This is a genomic window from Leucobacter sp. UCD-THU, from assembly GCF_000349545.1.
GTDB lineage: Bacteria > Actinomycetota > Actinomycetes > Actinomycetales > Microbacteriaceae > Leucobacter > Leucobacter muris.
This window is the reverse complement of the sequence record NZ_KB714600.1, coordinates 208,577-226,058: the sequence shown is the minus strand read 5'-3', so window position 1 is coordinate 226,058 and position 17,482 is coordinate 208,577. Positions and strand designations below refer to the sequence as shown.

General features: G+C 70.8%; 15 protein-coding genes. 5 read left to right on the top strand and 10 right to left on the bottom strand.

Annotated elements, in window-relative coordinates; all coding sequences use genetic code 11:
- Nucleotides 1-157 precede the first annotated feature (157 nt).
- A complete protein-coding gene (locus H490_RS20435; protein WP_017883287.1) occupies nucleotides 158-1,717 on the top strand; it encodes a SpaH/EbpB family LPXTG-anchored major pilin in 1,560 nt (519 codons plus the stop codon).
- 99 nt (nucleotides 1,718-1,816) lie between these two features.
- On the opposite strand, the gene H490_RS20430 is transcribed toward H490_RS20435, so the two are convergent.
- The 8 genes from H490_RS20430 to H490_RS20395 form a co-directional block, all read right to left on the bottom strand.
- The gene (locus tag H490_RS20430) at nucleotides 1,817-2,512 is read right to left on the bottom strand and encodes an ABC transporter ATP-binding protein (protein WP_017883286.1); all 696 of its coding nucleotides are present in this window, start codon (nucleotides 2,510-2,512) and stop codon (nucleotides 1,817-1,819) included.
- Nucleotides 2,509-4,272: an ABC transporter permease subunit gene (locus H490_RS20425; RefSeq protein WP_017883285.1), complete on the bottom strand. Its 1,764-nt coding sequence runs from the start codon at nucleotides 4,270-4,272 to the stop codon at nucleotides 2,509-2,511. Before H490_RS20425 ends, H490_RS20430 begins: the two co-directional genes overlap by 4 nt.
- Entirely contained in the window at nucleotides 4,259-5,134 is an 876-nt protein-coding gene (locus H490_RS20420; protein WP_017883284.1) for a branched-chain amino acid ABC transporter permease, read from the bottom strand. The genes H490_RS20425 and H490_RS20420 overlap by 14 nt, the downstream gene beginning before the upstream one ends.
- Nucleotides 5,135-5,303: 169 nt before the next feature.
- The gene (locus H490_RS20415; RefSeq protein ID WP_017883283.1) at nucleotides 5,304-6,485 is read right to left on the bottom strand and encodes an ABC transporter substrate-binding protein; all 1,182 of its coding nucleotides are present in this window, start codon (nucleotides 6,483-6,485) and stop codon (nucleotides 5,304-5,306) included.
- A gap of 45 nt (nucleotides 6,486-6,530) precedes the next feature.
- Nucleotides 6,531-7,349: a MoaF C-terminal domain-containing protein gene (locus tag H490_RS20410; RefSeq protein WP_017883282.1), complete on the bottom strand. Its 819-nt coding sequence runs from the start codon at nucleotides 7,347-7,349 to the stop codon at nucleotides 6,531-6,533.
- Between the two features lie 272 nt (nucleotides 7,350-7,621).
- Nucleotides 7,622-8,584: a helix-turn-helix domain-containing protein gene (locus tag H490_RS20405; RefSeq protein ID WP_017883281.1), complete on the bottom strand. Its 963-nt coding sequence runs from the start codon at nucleotides 8,582-8,584 to the stop codon at nucleotides 7,622-7,624.
- Nucleotides 8,585-8,648: 64 nt separating this feature from the next.
- Complete coding sequence (locus H490_RS20400) at nucleotides 8,649-9,917, bottom strand: aspartate aminotransferase family protein (protein ID WP_017883280.1); 1,269 nt, start codon at nucleotides 9,915-9,917, stop codon at nucleotides 8,649-8,651.
- A gap of 22 nt (nucleotides 9,918-9,939) precedes the next feature.
- The gene (locus H490_RS20395; RefSeq protein ID WP_017883279.1) at nucleotides 9,940-10,941 is read right to left on the bottom strand and encodes a phosphotransferase enzyme family protein; all 1,002 of its coding nucleotides are present in this window, start codon (nucleotides 10,939-10,941) and stop codon (nucleotides 9,940-9,942) included.
- Between the two features lie 116 nt (nucleotides 10,942-11,057).
- On the opposite strand from H490_RS20395, the gene H490_RS20390 reads away from it, so the two are divergent.
- Nucleotides 11,058-11,666: a TetR/AcrR family transcriptional regulator gene (locus H490_RS20390; protein WP_017883278.1), complete on the top strand. Its 609-nt coding sequence runs from the start codon at nucleotides 11,058-11,060 to the stop codon at nucleotides 11,664-11,666.
- A gap of 180 nt (nucleotides 11,667-11,846) precedes the next feature.
- Here the strand turns inward: H490_RS20390 and H490_RS20385 are convergent, their stop codons facing one another.
- The gene (locus H490_RS20385; RefSeq protein ID WP_017883277.1) at nucleotides 11,847-12,416 is read right to left on the bottom strand and encodes a TetR/AcrR family transcriptional regulator; all 570 of its coding nucleotides are present in this window, start codon (nucleotides 12,414-12,416) and stop codon (nucleotides 11,847-11,849) included.
- A gap of 315 nt (nucleotides 12,417-12,731) precedes the next feature.
- On the opposite strand from H490_RS20385, the gene H490_RS20380 reads away from it, so the two are divergent.
- Nucleotides 12,732-14,510, top strand: coding sequence for a CocE/NonD family hydrolase (locus H490_RS20380; RefSeq protein WP_017883276.1), 1,779 nt, complete (start codon nucleotides 12,732-12,734; stop codon nucleotides 14,508-14,510).
- Nucleotides 14,507-15,034, top strand: a complete 528-nt coding sequence (locus tag H490_RS20375) for a DUF3237 domain-containing protein (protein ID WP_017883275.1) — start codon at nucleotides 14,507-14,509, stop codon at nucleotides 15,032-15,034. Before H490_RS20380 ends, H490_RS20375 begins: the two co-directional genes overlap by 4 nt.
- A gap of 62 nt (nucleotides 15,035-15,096) precedes the next feature.
- On the opposite strand, the gene H490_RS20370 is transcribed toward H490_RS20375, so the two are convergent.
- A complete protein-coding gene (locus tag H490_RS20370; RefSeq protein WP_017883274.1) occupies nucleotides 15,097-15,672 on the bottom strand; it encodes a TetR/AcrR family transcriptional regulator in 576 nt (191 codons plus the stop codon).
- A gap of 123 nt (nucleotides 15,673-15,795) precedes the next feature.
- On the opposite strand from H490_RS20370, the gene H490_RS20365 reads away from it, so the two are divergent.
- A complete protein-coding gene (locus H490_RS20365) occupies nucleotides 15,796-17,439 on the top strand; it encodes an ABC transporter substrate-binding protein (RefSeq protein ID WP_017883273.1) in 1,644 nt (547 codons plus the stop codon).
- The last annotated feature ends 43 nt before the right edge of the window (nucleotides 17,440-17,482 follow it).

Below are 17,482 nucleotides of genomic sequence, written 5' to 3'. Positions count from 1 at the left end.
GTGAAGTGTGTGCGCTCGGCCGCCCGAGTGGTGATCCGCTCGAGGCGCCGAAGCGGGGGGATCGGGCGGGTGATCGCCGGGTCGGGCCTGCCCGCGTGCGAGACGCCCGGATCGGGGTGCTCGCGCGTCGATGCCCGCACGACGAGAGGAAGACCGCATGCCGAGAACCCGCACACGATGGAGCACTGCGCTCGCGGCTGTCGCCGCGCTCGGTATCGGCGCGGCCGCGCTGGTGGGAGGCGCGGCCCCCGCGGCTCAGGCCGCGCCGGGCGACATCGACCCGGATCGGATCGGCACGCTGACGGTGCACGTGCTGACCCAGCCGACACCGCCGACCGGCGTCCCGGGCGACGGGTCGGAACTGCCCGCGCTGCCCGAGGGATCGTTCCCCGTCAAAGGCGTCACGTTCGAATTCGAGCGGGTCACCGAGATCGGCGGGGTGCCCGTCGATCTGACGACCGACGCGGGGTGGGCGATGGTCCAGCCCTACCTCGACGACCCCGCCGCGCTCGCGGCGGCCTCGCCTACGCTGGTGCCGGTGTGGCGGGGCACGACGGGAGGCGATGGGCCCGCCGCCGGCACGGTCACGCTCCGCGCGCTTCGCGTGGGGCTGTACCTGGTGCAGCAGGTGGAGAAGCCGGCGTCGATGACGAGCGACGTGCAGCCGTTCCTCGTCACGGCGCCGATGCCCACGCAGCAGCCCGGCGTCTTCAACTACGACATTCACGCCTACCCGAAGGCGATCGCCCCGGGGGTCGTGAAGACGGTCGACGACGGCGCCGCGCACGCGCTCGGCGATCTCGTGAAGTGGACGATCACCGGCAACGTGCCGCACGTGACGCCCGCGCCGCATCAGTACGAGGTGCTGGACATCCTCCCCTCCGGTCTCGTCTACGCCGACGATCCTGCGCCGACCGTCACGATTCGCCCGACCGCCGGCCCGCCGATCGAGCTCTCGGCGCCCGGCGACTTCACGATCGAGCCGTCACCCACGAGCGTCTGGATGCGGATGGAGCAGCCCGGGCTCGACGCGCTGCGCACGGCGGGGGACGGGGCTCAGGTCGACTTCACGCTCGCGACCCGCGTCGCCTCGGTGCCGACGAGGGGAGAGCTCGCGAACAACGCGGCGCTCTGGCTGAACGACGAGCACCTGAACGCGTCTACCACCCGGACGTACTGGGGCTCGGCGCGGGTGAACAAGATGATCGAGGGTGGCGATCCCGCCGAACAGGCGGATCGGCTCGCGGGCGCGGGGTTCCAGGTGTTCGAGTCCGAGGGCGCCGCCCGCGACGCGGTGGCGCAGGTGGAAGCGGGCCTGCCGGTGACCGGTGCGCTGGAGTTCGCCGAGGGCTCCGGGGTGAGCGAGGACGGCAAGACGTTCGTCACGTCCGATCAGGGCGCCGACCACGGTTTCGCGGTGATCCGCGGCCTGAAGTCGTCGCCGGCGGGTGTGAAGTACTGGTTGGTGGAGACGAGCGCTCCGGCGGGCTACGTCGCGAGCGGCGAGCCGATCGAGATCACCGTGCACCCGGGTCGCAACCCGTCGGGTGCGGGCTCGATCGTGAGCATCGAGAACCGTCAGCGGGAGGCCGGGGCGCTGCCCGTGCTGGGCGGTGCTGGCGGCATCACGATCGGTGCCGCGGGCGCGATCCTCATCGCGGGCGGTGTACTGTTCGCGGTGTTCGGACGCCGCACGAAGACCGCCGCCGCAGTGTGAGGGGCCGCTGACGCGAGAGATCCGGCTTCGGTGAGACCAGAACCGAGGAACTGGTCTCATCGAAGCCGGATCTCTCACCCGCGCCGGAGGCGGCGCGGCTCAGCCTCCCAGGTACGCCTGCCGCAGCAGCGCCTCGTCCTCGGCGAGCGCCTTCGCCGGACCCTGCGGGTGACTCACCCGGCCGCTCGCCACCACCATCGCGTCGTCGGCGATGCCCAGCGCGAGATGCGTGAACTGCTCGACGAGCAGCACGCCCACACCCGACGCTGCGATCTGCTGGATCAGCGGCAGCAACCGCATGAACACCACGGGCGCGAGACCGAGCGACATCTCGTCGATCAGCAGGAACCGCGGCTTCGAGGCGAACGCCCGGGCGAGCACGAGCATCTGCTGCTCGCCGCCCGAAAGCAGCACCGACTGCGAGTCGATGCGCTTCTCGAGCTCGGGGAACGACTGCATCACCTCCTGCACGCCGGCATCGTTCTTCGCCGTCAGCAGCAGGTTCTCGCGCACGGTGAGCGAGGGGAAGATGGCGCGCCCCTGTTCGATGTGGGCGATGCCCGCGCGCGAGCGCTGCACCCGGCTCCACTTCGCGATCGACTCGCCGTCGACGGTGATGTCGCCGCTCGCGTGCCCGATCACTCCCGAGACCGACTCGAGCAGGCTCGTCTTGCCCGCGCCGTTCGGCCCCACGAGGGCGACGATCCGCCCCTCCTGCAGGGTGAGATCGACGTCTGATACGACCGGCCCGGCCCCGCGGCGCACGGTCACACCGCTCAGTTGCAGTTCGTTCATTGCGTCATCTCCGCATCTCCCATGTAGGCCGCGATCACGGCGGGATCGTCCAGCACCTCGCGCGTCGGGCCCTGAGCGAGCACCTTGCCGAAGTCGAGCACGGTGAGCTCGGTGCACACCGAGCGCACCAGATCGAGGTCGTGCTCGATGACCACGATCGCGGTGTCGAAGCGCGACGGGATCCGAGTGAGACGGTGGCCGAACTGCAGGTGCTCCTCGTGGGAGAGACCCGCCGCCGGCTCGTCGAGGATCAGCACGCGCGGGCCAGACAGCACCGCCGCGGCGACCTCGATGAGCCGGCGCGTGCCCACGTCGACGTTCGCCAGCTGCTCCTCCGGGGGAGGGCAGCCGAGGAACGCGAGGGCATCGGCGAGCTCGTCGTGGTCGAGGCGCTGGCGCGCCACGAAGCGCACGTACGCCTCGACCGACAGCTGCGGCGGCACCCGATCCTGCTGGAAGGTGCGGCGCAGGCCCTTGCGGGCGCGGGCCACCGGGGAGAGCCGCGTGATGTCCTCGCCGTCGAGCAGCACGGTGCCGGTGTGCTGGGGCAGGAAGCCGCTCACCGCGTCGACGAAGGTCGACTTGCCGGCGCCGTTCGGCCCGATGAGGCCCATGATGGAGCGCGGCCGCACCTGCAGCGACACGTCGTCGTTCGCCTTGAGGCTGCCGAACTGCACGCCCAGGCCGCGCACCTCGAGCACCGGCGCCGCATCGGCGGGGATCGGCTCGGCGGCCTCGGGCACCGCGAACACGTCGAGCGCCGTCGTCCCCACCTCGTTCGAGGCGGTCTCGACCCGCGCGGCGCGCCGTTTCCTCGCGCGAGCGCGGAAGCCGCTGCGGATCACCTCGCCGAGGTTCGAGCCGCCCGTGATCGCCTGGATGCCGAGCAGGCCGAAGATCACGAAGCCCCAGTCCTGAGGCACGCCCCAGCGCTTCAGCAGCTCGGGCACGAGCACCCACAGCACGCCGCCGAAGATGGCCATGTCGATGAGGTAGGTGCCGCTCATCACCGCGAGGATGTAGAACGCGATCGACATGATGGGCGTGAAGCTCGAGGCGTAGGGAATGCCCACCTGGCCCGCGAGCAGGCCGCCCGAGACGCCGCCGAGGGCGGCGCTCACCGCGAACGCCGAGAGCTTCGCCATGCGCACGCTCTGGCCGACCGCCGCGGTGCCGCGCTCCGAGAAGGCCACGGCCTTCCAGCTGCTGCCGGCCCGGCTGCGCTGCAGCAGGAACACCAGGTAGATGCAGACGACGAGCACGATCATCGCGAAGAAGAAGTACTCGCGGTCGCTCGAGAACAGGCCGGGGCGCTCGACCGAGAGCCCCTCCTGCTGCCCGGGGAACTGGGTCTGCACGAGCAGCACGTCGACCGCCGCGGCGGCGCCGAGCGTGACGACCGCGAGGTTCACGCCGCGCAGGCGCAGCGCGGGCAGGCCGAGCAGCACGCCCGCGACTGCGGCCACGACCGCCCCCGCGAGCAGCCAGACGATGAAACCGCCGGGGGCCTCGTTCTTGTTGAGGAATGTGACCACCCACGCGCCGATCGCGCTGAACGTGAGCTGGCAGAGCGCGATGATCCCGGCCGACCCGGTGACGATGCCGAGACCGAGCAGCGAGATCGTCGCGGTGACCATGCTGATGGCCAGGTACACGACGTAGCCGGAGAGCCCGACGCTCAGCGCCCAGCCGATGCCGATCCCGAGGATCGCGATGGCGATGGGCAGAACATGGCGCAGGCGCCGATTAGCGAGCAGCATCCCACACCTCCTTTCGCTGCGACCACAGCAGCAGGATGACGATGAAGATGAGCGGCACGAAGTTGCGAACGAGCGCCAGCTCGTTGATCTGCGCGACCATGCCGTTGATGAGGCCGAGCAGCAGACCGCCGACGACCGCGAGATCGAGGCGCTTGAAGCCGCCGAGCAGCGCCGCCGCGGCGGCGGGGATGATGAGCATCGAGAGGGTCACCGCGTCGTTCGACTGCGTCGGCGCGATGATGAGGATCGTGACGGCGCTGATCGCGCCCGTCACCGCCCATACCCCGATGGCCAGCGGCTTCGACGAGATGCCGATGAGCTCGGCCGTGGTGGGGCGGTCGGAGAGCGCGCGCAGCTTGGTGCCGATGGTCGTCTTGCGCAGCACGAGCGCCGCGGCGACCGCGACCAGGATCGCGAGCGAGACGGTGATGACGGTGACCCAGCTCACCACGACGCCGGCGACCGTGAACGCGGGGCCGTTGAAGATGGGCGCGAAGGGCTGCGGCTTGTTGCCGAACAGGATGTACGAGAGCGACATCAGCAGCAGGAAGGGTCCCACGGTCATCGCCGAGCGGGTCGAGAGGTCGGCGTCCGAGAGCCAGGTCGCCGCGATCCAGCCGATGATGGCGGCGAGCAGCGCACCCACCAGGATGCCCGCGATCGTCGCGAGCCAGACGGGCATGCCGAGCTTGCTGGCGAACCAGACGGCGACGAACGCGGCGAACATGCCGGTCGCGGCCTGCGCGAAGTTGACGACGCGCACGAGGCGCGACATGAGGGTGAGCGTGACCGCGAACACGGCGTACACGCCGCCGGCGGCGAGGCCCGAGAGCGCGCCCTGCAGCAGGGCCCCGCCGTTCACGGCCGCCTCCCCGGTGCGCGATGGGAAGTGAGAAGCATGGGAATCCTTCGAGATCTGAAACGGAGGTGCCCGGTGCGGCTGGAGCGAAGCGCTCCAGCCGCACCGGGTGAGTCTGACCCTGAGCCCGTCGTGGGGATCGGCCCCCGCGAGCGGCTCAGGGCGCGGAGCATCAGCTCGCCGGGATCATCAGCCAGTCGTCGGCCGCCTTCTCCCAGGCGTTGGTGCCCGACTTCAGGGTGACGGGCCAGCCGCCCGGCTCGTAGTCCTGAGCGGCGATCTTGTCGAACTGGTAGGGGTAGGCGATCATCGGGTTGTCGATGGGATCCATGTTCGCGAGCGCCTCGTTGACGCTCTCGCGGGTGATGTCGCCCTCGATGCTCTCGAGCACCTCGACCATGAAGGTCGCGGCGAGGTAGCCGCCCTGGCTGAACGAGGTGAGCGTGATGCCGTTCTCCTCCATCAGCGCCTTCCAGTCGGCGTTCACGTCGCTGTCCTCGGTGAAGGGGTAGAACTCGGCGGGCACGTAGACGCCGGCCGCGCTGTTCGACACGGCCTGCGCGAAGCTCTCGCTGTACACCGAGGTGAGCATCAGGAAGGTGACGTCGTCCCAGCCCTGCTGGTTCGCGGCCTTGAGCATGCCGATGGCGTCGGGCTCGACGTTGTTGGTCACGATGCCGTCGCAGCCGGCCTCGCGCGCCTTCACCACGTAGGGGGTGTAGTCGGCGCCGCCGTAGGGAACTGTGTCGTCGACGTACAGCGGCTCCTTGCCGGTGATGTCGCTCCAGCGGTCGACGCCGGCCTGGTAGGCGGGGCCGGTCGAGCCGATGACGCTCGTCAGCACGCAGAGGTTCTCGAGGCCGAGCTCCTCGGAGCCGTAGAGCATCGTGAGCGTGGTGTCGTTGAACGGGCCGATGTTGGCCGGCGCGATGTTCGGGGAGTTGAAGCAGCCGGGGTCGACGCCGATGCCCTGGATCGAGCGCACGTTCTCCTGCTCGTAGTACTTCGCGTTGATCTCGCAGTCGAGCAGCGACGCGCCGCCGACGAGAGCGACCACTTCGTCGCTGCCGACCAGTTCGCGCGCGGAGGCGGTGGCGGTTGCCGGATCGGCCTTGTCGTCGGTGACCTTGTACTCGATCTGGCGCCCGTTGATGCCGCCGTCGGCGTTGACCTTGTCGAAGACGGCCGCAGCCGCCTCGGAGGCCTCGGGGAACGTGGCGGGGCCGCTGATGGTGTTGACGGAGCCGAGTTTGATCGGCGCGCCCTCACCGCCGCCGTCGCTGCCCGCGCAGCCGCTCAGCACGAGTGCGGCCGCCGCGGTCAGCGCGGCGGCGCCCAGGATGCGTGATTTCATGGTGTGTCCTCTCGGATGGGTGAAGGGGGGAGGTGAAGATCGGGATCAGACCGGCTGCACGTCGGGGTACTTGACGGTGCCGAGCGGGTAGATGTGGCCGCCTGCGCGCGAGTGCTCGGACTCGCCGCGGCCGTTGATGCCGAGGAAGATGCCGGTGGTCATGAGGTTGTAGCCGAGGTCGTGCAGCCAGACGCTCGCGACCGAGATGCGGAACTCGCGGAAGCAGAAGAGATAGAGGCCCTCGTCGAGCTTCCAGACGGTCGAGAGGTCCATGTCGCCGTGCCCGCGCTGCACGCCCTGCAGGTTCTGCCAGGCGTAGCGCTCGGTCGACATGTACACGTGCTCGTACAGGTGCTCGGGGCTGTAGCGGTAGAGGTTGCGCATGCCGATCAGGTCGCGCGACTCCGCGGGGGTGTCGCCGCTCGCCTCGCCGCCGTCGAGCTGAACGGCGTAGAAGTCCTGCTTCACCTGCGGCTCGCCCTCGACGCGCTCGGCGTCGATGTGCGAGTGGGCGACGATGCCGCGGCCGGTGCGCTCAGACCAGACGATCGTCACGGCCTCGCGCTCGCGCGACTCCAGCGGCAGGTTGAGGAAGAAGACGTCCTTGCGCACCTGCACGGCGTCGTAGGGGTCGCGCGCGTCGCTCGCGCCGATGACGCCGCTCGCGCTCCACGTCGCCGTCTCGGCGTCGAACCGCGCGGTGAGGGTGCTGCCGTCGTCGAGGGTGAGCGCCAGTCTGCGGCCCTCGAGCGACACGTTCGGCAGGCGGTAGGTGTCGATGCCCGCGGCGAACTCGTCGTACGTGGCCCACTCGTCGACGCCGCGGCGCTCGTCGCGGAGGTCGGCGATCTGTGCATCGGTCATTCTTCTTCGTCTCCTTTGATGAAGTCGGAAATGGCCGCGGAGGCCGCGGTATCCGGAATACGATTCTCAATGTAGAGAGTCGGAGGGCTTCGGTGTGCGGCGAGCACCGCCTACGACAACCTTCGTGCGCTACCGGTCAACGAGTATCACGACTCGGTTTCGGTCCGGTCCGCGCGGGGTGCGGCGGAAGCGCGCGACCCGCGGGGAGGGGAGCGCGACAGAGGCCTCCCCGGGCGGTCGGAACCGCTCGGGGAGGCCTCTGGGCGAGCGCGCTAGACGCGCCGCAGATCGCTCGGCGAGACGCCGTACGCCGACTTGAACACGCGGCTGAAGTGCGCGGCATCGGTGAAGCCCCAGCGGGAGGCGATCGCCGAGACCGTGCGGTCGCTGAGCACGGGATCGAGCAGGTCGGCGCGGCAGCGTTCGAGACGGCGCTCGCGGATCCAGGTCGACACCGTGGTGTCGGCCTGCCGGAACAGCGAGTGCAGGTGCCGCGTCGAGATGTAGTGGGCCGCTGCGATGCTGCCCGGCGAGAGATCCGTCGACGACAGGTGCAGATCGATGTAGCTGTAGATCTTCTGCAGCAGCACCTGATGCGGATCGCGCTGGCCCGGCTCGGCGTCGAGAATGCTCGAGAAGAGCGTGCCCATGAGGTCGAGACTCGTGTGGGCGAGCTTCGCGCGCACCGGGTCCGAGAGGTGGGCGAGCTGCGCGGGGAACTGCGATAGGAACGCCGTGATCACGGGGGCGACGCCCCGGTGCTCCTGGCTGAGCGAGACCGCGGTCAGCTGCTCCGTGAACGCGCTCGGCAGCTCGAGCCGATCCTTCGGGAACATCATGATGAGGTTGCGGAAGTCCTCGCCGAACAGCAGCGAGTAGGGCCGCGACGTGTCGTACACCGAGAGGTCCCCGGGCCGCATCACGAGCTCCTTGCCGTCCTGCACCAGGATGCTGCTGCCCGACAGCAGCAGGCTCACCTTGTAGTAGCCGCTGCCGCCGTTCGCGATCGTCTCGGGGGTGCGCTCCACGAGGTGCGGCTTCGCCGCGACCTCGGTGAACACGACGTCGTCGGCGTCGGCCGAGCACAGCCGCGCAGCGAACGGGCCGCTGCGCTCCGCGCTGATCTCGAGCGGCACGAACGAGGTCGAGATCATGCGGCGGAACACGCCGAGGCTCTCGACCTGGGTCGGCCGGGTCTCTGCGCGAGACGCGTTCTGCTGTTCTGCAGTCGGCATGCCAGTCACCTTTCTCATGATGCAACGCCTTTGATGCAACACCCTTTAGCCGAGAGGATACCTCCTAAACCTCGGCGAGGGCCTCCTCGAGAGCGCCGAGCAGGATCGGCAGCTCCGTCTCGCTGAACGCGAGCGGCGGGCGCACCTTCAGCACGCTCTCGTCGCGGCCGATGCGCGAGATGAGCACCTTGCGGGTCTTCATCGCCTCGACGACCTGCTTCGCGAGCTGCGGAGCGGGCTCGCCGTCGACCGCGAAGTCGAGGCCGAGGAACATGCCCACGCCTTTCGCCGAGCGCACGAAGTCGTACTGGTCGGCGAATCCGCGGAAGCGGGCCGCGGCCTCATCGCCGAGCGTCTTCGCCCGGGCCATGAGGCCCTCCTCAGCCATCTCGATCAGCACGGCCTCTCCGACCGCCGCCGACACGGGGTTGCCGGCGAAGGTGTTGAAGAACTCGTTGGTCGAGCCGAACGCGTCGAGCACGGCCTCGCTCGTCACGACCGCCGACATCGGGTGCCCGTTGCCCATCGGCTTGCCCATGGTCACGAGGTCGGCGTCCATGCCGGCGTACTGGTGGCCCCACATGTGGGTGCCGGTGCGGCCGAAGCCGCTCTGCACCTCGTCGGCGATCACCATGCCGCCCGCGGCCCGCACCCGCGACACGATGCCCTGCACGAGCCCCTCGGGCAGGCGGGGCATGCCCTCGGTCGAGAACAGGGGGTCGAAGAGACAGGCGGCCACGCCGTAGCCGGCCTCCTGCAGCGAGGCGATAGCCCCGTCGAGATCGGCGAGCGTCTCCGCGAGCACCTCCGCCTCGGGGCGCGGATCGCGATCCAGATCCGGGATCCGCAGCGCGCGCACGTTCGGGTCGAGCGGCGTCGCCGTCTTCAGGCCCGTGGTGAGCCCCGCGAGCGTGATCGTGGTGCCGTGGTAGCTGTAATCGGACACGATCATGCCGGTGCTGCCCGTCAGTTGGCGGGAGATGCGGATCGCCAGCTCGTTGGCCTCGGATCCCGAGTTGCCGAAGAACACGCGGTCGAGGCCGGTGTCGAAGGTCGAGAGCAGGCGCTCGGAGTAGTCGATCACTCGCTCGTTGAGGTAGCGCGTGTGCACGTTGAGGGTCGCGGCCTGCTGGGCCAGCGCCGACACGACCCGTTCGTTGCAGTGGCCCACGTGCGGCACGTTGTTGTAGCCGTCGAGGTAGCGGTCGCCGCTCGCCTCGGTGAACCAGACGCCCTTCGCCGACACGAACTGCAGCGGCTCGGTGTAGAACAGCGGCGAGTAGGGGCCGATGGTGCGATTGCGGCGCTCGATGAGTTCGGCGTTCGAGGTCATGCGGTGCTCCTTGATGGTGGGGTCAGACGGACACGAGCTCGCGCGAGAGGCGCACGATGTTCGGCAGCACGGTGGTGGCGTGCCACTCGGCGGTCGGCTCGCCGCGGCGATCGGCCGACCAGCCGAGGTAGGTGAGGCCGCGGGCCAGCAGGATCGCGGGAAACACCTCGTGGTCGGCCGCGTCGAGCGGGCGCACCGACTCGTACCCCGCGAAGAGGGCGTCGCGGTACTCGCCGTAGCGGGGGTGCGGGGTGAAGAAGTAGAGCGCGGTCGCGAGGTCGAAGAGGTGCCACCCGGCGGCGAAGTCGTCGAAGTCGATGAGCACGAGGCCGTCGGCCGTGCGCAGCACGTTCTCGGGGGTGAGGTCGGCGTGGATCGGGCCGAAGCGGTGCTCGGGGGTGCCGTACGCGCCGAGCACCTCGCGAATCCGCCCGATCGCGGCGACCACGGCCTCGCGATCCTCGCCCTGCAGCTCCTCGATCCGCAGCGGATCGCCCCAGGCGGGCTGCGGGCCGACGAGCCCGTCGAGATCCCAATCGTCGCGGGGCACCGCCATCGTGTAGCCCGACTGCTCGGTGGCGCGGTGCACCTCGGCTGCGAGTCGGCCGAGCTCGGCGAAGTCGGCCGGGTCGAGGTCGGCGGTGCCGGCGACCGCCGTGCGCTCGTCGCCGAAGCTGCCGCGGTTCGGGATGAGGTGCTGCAGGTCGACCTGGTGGACGCCGGCGGCGTGCTCGCGCCCGACCACGCAGAAGCCGCGCCCGTCGCGCGCCGTGACGAAGTCGGGCACCGCGACGCCCTCGCCGTGCAGCGCGCGCACGAAGTCGAGCTCGCAGCCGAGCTCGTCGTCGGTGTGGTAGCCCCGGCGGTGCACGCGCAGCACGTAGTCGGTGCCGCCGTCGCTGAGCGAGAACACGAAGTTCTCGCGCTGCTTGAGCAGGGCGAGCTCGGCCGAGGGGTCGAGGTCGTACTCGGCGAGGGCTTCGCGCGCGAGCTCTGCGGCGGCGGTGAGATCGACGGTGATCATGCGGTTCCTTCCGGCGGAGGCTGTCGGGCTCGCGCCCTCGACAGAAAACTATACGCTGAGTATAGAAACTGAACTCGGAGTACACAAGTGCGGGGTTCTGCTCCTAGACTGAGGGGATGCAGTCCGCGACCCCCGCACCCTCCACGCTGCGCGAGCGGCGGCAGCAGCGCACCCGCGAAGAGCTCGTCGAGGCCGTGCTCGCCGTCATCGGTCAGAGCGGCCTCGCCGACACCACGATTGACCGGGTCTCGGCCGAGTCGGGGGTGTCGCGCGGCACCGTCTACGCCTACTTCCCCGGCGGTCGCGACGAGCTGCTGCGCGCCGCATACGCCCGCCTCGGGTACGGGCTCGTCGAGCGCACCCGCGCCGCGGTGTCGGCGGCGAGCGACTGGCGAGGGCGGCTCGTCGCCCATGCCCGGGCCATGTTCGACCTGGCCGACGACCCCCGCATCGGCCACTTCTACAACGTGTCGGGCCCCACGCTCATCGTCGACGGCGCCGAGCGCGGCATCGGCTCGGGCGCGAGCATCGTGATGATCCGCGAGGCGCTCGAGGCCGCGCAGGCCGCGGGAGAGGTCGACCCCGCGGTCGACGCCGACGCGGTGGCCGCGCTGCTGGTCGGCGCGATGCGCGAGGCCGCGATGGGGGTCGCCGCGGGGGATCGGGACGCGGATCGCGCCTTCGCCGCGTTCGCCCGCCTCATCGACGGGCTCGCCGCGCGCTAGGCGGCAGCCGGCGGCGAGAGCGGGGACCTCCCGCGACGGCTCGACCTCGTCGAGAGGCGGAAAACGCATGCGCCGGCCCGGGAAGGCATGCGAAACCCGCCTTTCGGTGCTGCGGATCGGGTTGGGTCGCTGGAGCGCGGCGGGTGGGGCTCGGCCGGGGCCGCGGATCGGGTCGGGTCGCTAGAGTGCCGCGAGCAGCGCGTCGACCGCGGCGCGCGCGCGGGCCGTGCGGCCCTCGTCGCGGTCGAAGTCGCCGATGAACACGTTGCCGAGGGCGGCGGAGAGCACACCCTGCGCGGCGGCGTCGCGGGCCGCCTCCGGCGCGCCGTGCTTCGCTTCGGCGATGTAGGCGGCGAGTCGCTCGCGCGTCGACGAGTAGGCGGCGGCGAGCACCTCGGCGATCTCGGGGGTGGAGCGCGCGAGCTCCACGAAGGCGAGCACGATCGCGTTCTCCGAGCTGGACGCCGCGAACTCGGTGCCGAAGAGGTAGTCGAGCGCGCCGTCGAGGCCGTCGACGGCGGCGGGCAGGATCGCGGGCCGCCCGTTCTCGTCGGCGTAGAAGGCGCGCGCGGTGTCGAGCAGCAGGCGATCCCGGTTGCCGACGAAGTGGCGCACGTGCCCGCGCGACATGCCCGCCGCGTCGGCGATGCGGTGGAGTGTGGTGCCGCTGATGCCGTGCTCGGAGATGGTGCGCAGGGTCGCCTCGATGATCTGCTCGCGGCGCTCGTCGGCGACCGATGGGCGTGCCATGCGCGCTCCTTCCGGGATGGGTGCGGGCGCCGCGAAGCCCGCGGTGCCTCCCCGAAGAATAGCGGGATCTCGCCGCGAACAAAAATTGTCTAGTCGGACTTGACTAATTACGGAAGCGCCCCTACCTTGGTTCTCACCCGGCTGGTCCGGAGGGCGGTCTCGCCGTGAGGATGCTCTCGTGACGAGGGGTGCCGTGGTCGCGAGGGGAGGCATCCCGGGCGCGAGAGCAGGCACCCGTTCGCGAGAAGGGCACGCTCTCGCGAGACCGGCGCCCTCGCGGCGGCGAGACCCGGAGCCCCATCCCGAAGGAGTGATATGACGACGCAGTACCACCGCCTCGGCCCCGCGCCCGTGAGCGAGCTCGCCCGCGAGGAGCGGGTGCGCATGCGCGACGGGGTGCGCCTGGCGACCGACGTCTACCTGCCGCGGGCAGGGGGCTCGCGATCGACGGACGCGGATCGGCCGGAGGGAGCGGAGCGGCCGGCGCCGGACGCGGGCGCCGAGCAGGCGAACCTCGCGCAGACGGGTGCACTCGACGAGACCCCCGGCGACACGATCCTGATCCGCCTGCCCTACGACAAGAGCGGCGAGTACACCTTCATCCCGCTGATCGCCGAGTACTTCACGCGGCACGGCTACCGGGTGGTGGCGCAGGACGTGCGCGGCAAGTTCCGCTCGGAGGGGGAGGCGCTGCTCTTCGTGAACGAGGTGCGCGACGGCTCCGACACCCTCGACTGGATCGTACAGCAGCCCTGGTCGAACGGCCGCGTCGCGATGTGGGGCGACAGCTACTACGGCTACACGCAGTGGGCGGCGGCCGCGAGCGGCCATCCCGCGCTCAGGGCGATCGCCCCCCGGGTGACCGGCACGCAGCTGGGCGAGCCCGTGCACCGGCGCCCGGGCGATCGCACGCGTCCCGTCGAGTGGGCGATCACCAACCTCTACCCGCTCACCCACTTCCACGGGCCCGACACCTGGCTGTGGGAGCCCGACTGGTCGCGCAGGGACTTCGCGGCGCAGGCCGAGGCGTTCATGGCGCACGCCGGCTCGCGATCCCGCTCCTACGATCAGTGGGCGCCGCACCCGGTGACCCTGCCGCGCTTCCCGCAGGGCGACCCGTTCGCGGGCCGTTCCGTTCCGGCGCTGCACACGATCGGCTGGTGGGACAACTGCGCGCCGCTCTCGTGGGCCGACGTCGACGCGATCCGCGAGCACCCGAACTGGGATGCTCTCCACTACCTGCGCATCGAGCCGATCGACCATGAGAGCTTCCGCCTGGTCGAGCGCGCCGCCGACCGGGTCGAGCAGCGCAGCGAGGCGCAGATCCGTGCGCTGCTGCCCCGCACGCTCGATCCGGCGCTCGCCTTCTTCGAGGTGTTCGTGCGCGGCAACGGTTCGCCGGCCGATGTGCCGCGGGTGAGCTGGAACCTGGCGGCCAGCGACGAGGGGGACGCGGGGGAGATGCGGATCGCCGACGCCTGGCCGCCCGCCGGGGTGCGCGTCGAGACGCGCTTCGCGACGCCGCGGGGCGGTCTCGCCGCCGAGCGTCCGGCGGAGGCGGGCGAGGCGAGCTGGCGGCACGACCCCGCCGACCCGGTGCCCTCGAGCGTGCCCGACGCGTTCTCGTATCTGCTGCACCTGCCCGACGAGGCGCCCATCGGCGCCCGCGGCGACGTGCTCGTCTTCGAGGCGCCGGTGCAGCCCTGCGACGTCGATCTGGCGGGCCCGGTCGAGGCGCGCGTGCGGCTGCGCTCGAGCGGCCCCGTCGCCGACTGCTTCGTGCGGCTGCTCGACGTGGCGCCCGACGGCACGGCGCTCAGGATCGCGCGCGGTCAGCTGCAGCTGCGCGACGCGACGCGTGCCGAGACGCTCGCCATCGACCTCGGCCACGTGGGCTATCGGCTGCGCGCCGGTCACCAACTGCGGGTGCACGTGTCGAGCAGCGACTACCCGGAGTTCCTGCCGCAACCCGGCACGGGTGCGGACCCCTGGACCGAGGGGGAGCGGATGCGCACCAACACGCAGACCATCGTGATCGGCGGGGCCGACGCCCTCGCCATCGACATCCCCGTGCTGGAAGGAGCACTCGCATGACCGCCGCAACCGCAACGGCGCCCGCAGCCGCCCGCGCCCCCGGTGAACTGCCGGCGCCGACCCTCGAGTACGTCTTCGAGATCCGCGCGACGGTCGATCCCGATCTGCGCATCGGCCGCGGGGCCGACGAACTGCTCACCTTCACTCCGATCTCGGGCGGCAGCGTGACCGGGCCCCGCTTGAACGGAGAGGTGCTCGCGGGCGGCGGCGACTGGGCGGTCGAGCGCTCGGGAACCGCGCAGCTCGAGGCCCGCTACCTCATCCGCGCCGACGACGGCGCCGTGATCGACGTGCTCAACCGCGGCTACTTCCGCGCCACCGACGAGGTGATGGCGCGCATGGAGCGCGGCGAGGCGGTGCTCGAGAGTGACCCGGGCCTGTACTTCCGCACGGCTCCGGTATTCCAGACCGACGCCCCCGCGCATCGCTGGCTCGCCGAGCACCAGTTCATCGGCCTCGCCCGCGACGGCGAGGGCGGGGCCGGCGAGCCGCAGGTGTGCATCAGGGTCTTCGCGGTGCGATGATGCGCGGGATCGGGATCGGGATCGGGATCGGAGCCCGGGGCGGCGCGGGGATGGGCGCCGGCTCAGCGTCCGCGCGGCAGGGCGCGCAGCGCCGAGAGCGTGATCTCCCGGGTGCGCGCCGCGTGCCAGTAGGCGGGATCCTCGGCGTTCGCGAAGTAGGAGCCGCGCAGCAGCAGGTAGCCCAGCTCGGTCGCGAGTGCGGGGTCGGCGTAGCCGGCCTCGCGGGCAGCGCGGTGCAGCACGGTGCGGTACGCCTCAGATTCTCGGCGCAGGGCGTCGCGCAGGGCGGGTTCGGTCTCGGCATTGGCCACGATCTCGAGGATCAGGGCGCGCAGCACGGGCTCGACCTCGTCGGGCTCGGGCTCCCACGAGACGAGCGCCTCGAAGCGCTCGACCGGCGAGAGGCCGTCGGCGGCGCCCTCGTACTCGGCGCGCCAGCGCGCGCTCGCGCGGTCGAGCACGTTGAGGATGAGCTCTGCCCGCGAGGGCAGGTAGTTCGTGACGAGGGTGGTGGACCCGCCGAGCTCGCGGGCGACCGCCCGAATGGTGACGGCGTTCGCGCCGGCGCTGCGCGCAACGCGGATCGTGGCCTCGGCGATGGCCTGCAGGCGTGCTTCGCGGTCGATGTCCTTGGGCATATCGCGAGCCTAGCGAGCAGCGAAACCAAAATGCAACATTGATATACAACAGCGTTATATTATGATGACGAGGGGACGGATCACCGACGATCCACCCCGAAGCGATTCCGAAAGGACGGAACCATGAAACGAAGCGGACTGGTCGTAGGACTGGCGCTCGGAACAGCGGCGCTCTTCGCCGTCACCGCCTGTGCACCCCGCGAGGGCGGCACCGCCGACAATCGCGAGGCGATCGACGAGACGCAACTCGTCACCGCGCTGCCCGCCGGCGAGAACCCGGTCGACGAGGTCGTGTGGTCGGTCGTCGAGGGGGAGCCCGCGACGCTCGATCCCGGTTCCTCGGCGACCGTGATCATCCCCAACCTCTGCGAGAACCTGCTGCAGCTGCAGCCCGACTTCTCGATCGCTCCCGGCGTCGCGGAGAGCGCGGACTGGGCCGATCCCGTCACGTTCGTCATCAAGCTGCGCGACGACGTCACCTTCTGGGACGGCACCCCGCTCACGGCCGACGACGTCGTCTACAGCCTGCAGCGCGGCCAGAACCCCTCCTCCCAGTGGTACGCCGCCTTCGTGCTCATCTCGAGCATCGAGCAGACCGGCGACCTCGAGGTCACCGTGCGCTTCAACGCCCCCGACTCCGCCTTCCGCGACGCCATCGCGGGCGGCGCCGGCGCCGTGATGAGCCGGGCCTACGGCGAGCAGGCCGGCCCCGCCCTCGGCACCTCCGAGGGCGGCCTCATGTGCACCGGCCCCTACCAGCTCGAGCAGGGCGGCTGGAAGCCGGGCAGCGAGATCGTCACCACCGCGAACGAGCACTACTGGGGCGGCGCCCCGCTCGTGCAGACGCTCAAGTACGTCTTCGTCACCGACGGGTCGACCCTCTCGACCGCGCTCGCCCAGGGCGAGATCGACGGCGCCTACAACGTGCCGCCCGGATCGCGCAGCACCTTCGAGGGCGAGGGCGCCGGCAGCCTGATCCTCGGCCCCTCCACCGCGTCGTTCAGCTTCGGCCCCGCGACCGCAGAGGGCCCCGCCGCCAACCCCGCGATCCGCCAGGCGCTCAGCCTCGCCATCGACCGCGAGAAGTACATCGACACCGTGCTGAACGGGCTCGGCGAGGTGCAGAAGACCATCGTGCCGCCCTTCACCTTCGGCGAATCCGAGGCGAGCAGCGTCTACCAGGCGGCCTACGACGAACTCGACGCCCCCGAGGTCGACCTCGAGCGGGCCGAGCAGCTCATCGAGCAGAGCGGCGAAGACGTGAGCCGACCCCTCGTGGTCGCGATCCCCGCGGGCGCCAAGGAGTTCCAGCAGACCGCCGCGATCATCCAGAGCGCGGGCAAGAGCATCGGGCTCGACATCGAGATCGACGAGATGCAGCCCGCCGACTTCGGCGCCATGTTCTACGACCCGGGCGCCCGCGACGGCATCGACTTCGTCGCCACGCAGGGCTACCTCGAGACCCCGGGCGTGATCGGCTACCCCTCGCTGTTCATGCTGCCCGAGGATCGCGGCGGCGTCTTCAACTGGAGCGCCTACTCGAACGACGAGGTCACCGCCCGCATGGAAGCGGCCCGCACCGCCACCGACCCCGAGACGGCGGCCGAGGAGTTCGTCGCCGCGCAGCGCGTCTTCGCCCCCGACCAGCTGCAGGTCACCCTCGCCGGCGCCTACCAGCTCACGTACCTCTCGGACGAGCTGACCGGCGCCACCACCTCGATCGCCATCTACAGCAGCCCCTGGGCGCTGCACCTCGGCGGCAAGTAGGCCCCGCTCCGGGCCCGTCGCGGGGGTGCGCTCCCTCGACTGG